Origin of the sequence: Dechloromonas sp. CZR5 (genome assembly GCF_008711155.1) — a bacterium.
Classification (GTDB): domain Bacteria; phylum Pseudomonadota; class Gammaproteobacteria; order Burkholderiales; family Rhodocyclaceae; genus Azonexus.
In genome coordinates, this window is the sequence record NZ_VUYQ01000024.1 from 1 (window position 1) to 1,527 (window position 1,527).

A 1,527-nucleotide genomic window follows, 5' to 3' on the forward strand; every position below is an offset into this window, starting at 1 on the left:
CTGAGAGGCTGTGAAAAATCGGCGGCCACGGATATGTCTTTGGTATAATCAGGTCTTAATGCAAGGGCTGGATTTGCGCCGATGACGAAGACGCGAGCACGGGTGCTGCGGCCCAACCGGGGGCAGATGGAGTTTCGGGCGAGTGACCTGGAGTCACTGCTGCCGGAGGGGCATCGGGCGCGCCTGGTGTGGGCGTACGTCGAGCGGCAAGACCTGTCACGGTTCTACGCCGGGATTCGTGCGGTCGATGGCGGGGTGGGCCGCTCGGCAATCGCGCCGGAGATTTTGCTGGCGCTGTGGCTGTACGCCACGCTCGACGGGGTGGGCAGCGCGCGGGCGGTGTCACGGCTGCTCGAGTCGCATGACGCCTACCGCTGGTTGTGCGGTGGGGTTCAGGTCAATCACCACACGCTTTCGGACTTTCGCAAGGATCAGGGCGAAGGGCTGGACGAGTTGCTGAGTGTGAGCATCGCCAGCCTGATGGCGGCCGGGGTGGTCAAGCTCAAGCAGGTGGCGCAGGACGGGATGCGTGTGCGCGCCAGCGCCGGGGCGGGCTCGTTTCGCCGCAAAGAGAAGCTCGAAGGTTACCTGGAGGCTGCGCGTGCCGAAGTCGCGCGGCTCAAAGCCGAGGTGGAGGCGGACCCGGCGCAGGCCGAACGGGCGCGGGAAGCGGCCCGGCTACGGGCGGCGAAAGAGCGTGAAGCGCGTCTTGAGAAGGCGCTGGCGCGGTTGCCCGAGATCGAAGCGATCAAGCTGCGGCAAGGCAAAAACCCCGACCAGGCGCGAGCGTCGATGACCGATGCCGAAGCGACGGTGATGAAGATGGGTGACGGCGGCTTTCGACCGGCGTACAACCCGCAACTGGCGAGCGACGCCGACTCGCTGGTGATCGTGGGGGTCGAGGTGACCACCGTCGGCAGCGACCAAGGGCAGATGGTGCCGATGATCGAGCAGGTCACTGCGCGCTGCGGTCAGTTGCCCGAAGCCTGGCTGGTCGATGGCGGCTACGTCGGACACGAGCAAATCGAGCAGGCGAGCCAGAGCACTGTCGTCTATGGGCCAGTCCCCCAACCGAAGGACAAGGCGGTCGATCCTCACCAGGCGAAGGCCGGCGACAGCGAAGCGGTGGCGGCCTGGCGGCAACGGATGGGCACGGACGAGGCGAAGGTCATTTACAAGCGGCGAGCGGCGACGGCCGAATGCGTCAATGCGCACAGCCGCAACCGCGGCCTGCAGCAGTTCCGGGTGCGGGGTCTGGCGAAGGTCAAGTGTGTGATGCTGATCTTTGCGCTGGCGCACAACCTGATGCGCATGGTCAGCCTCGCACCGGAATTGCTCGGGGTAGGGACAGGTGCGTCTGCCGTTCCCGGAATCGGGGTTTAAAGGGCGAAAAATGGGGAAAAACGTCAAATGAACCGTCGATAGCAGCACAAACGATGCAAAAACCCAATCGCGCCCAGCAAAAAGGTGTTAACCCCGCTCGCGCGTCTAATCGGTTCTGCGAACGAAAGATTCACAAACTCTGAG

At 64.4% G+C, this 1,527-nt stretch carries 1 protein-coding gene; it reads left to right on the forward strand.

Going from position 1 to position 1,527, the window contains the following annotated elements; all coding sequences use genetic code 11:
* The first annotated feature begins 81 nt into the window (after positions 1-81).
* The gene (locus tag F1002_RS20830) at positions 82-1,383 is read left to right on the forward strand and encodes an IS1182 family transposase (protein WP_150430966.1); all 1,302 of its coding nucleotides are present in this window, start codon (positions 82-84) and stop codon (positions 1,381-1,383) included.
* Positions 1,384-1,527 lie beyond the last annotated feature (144 nt).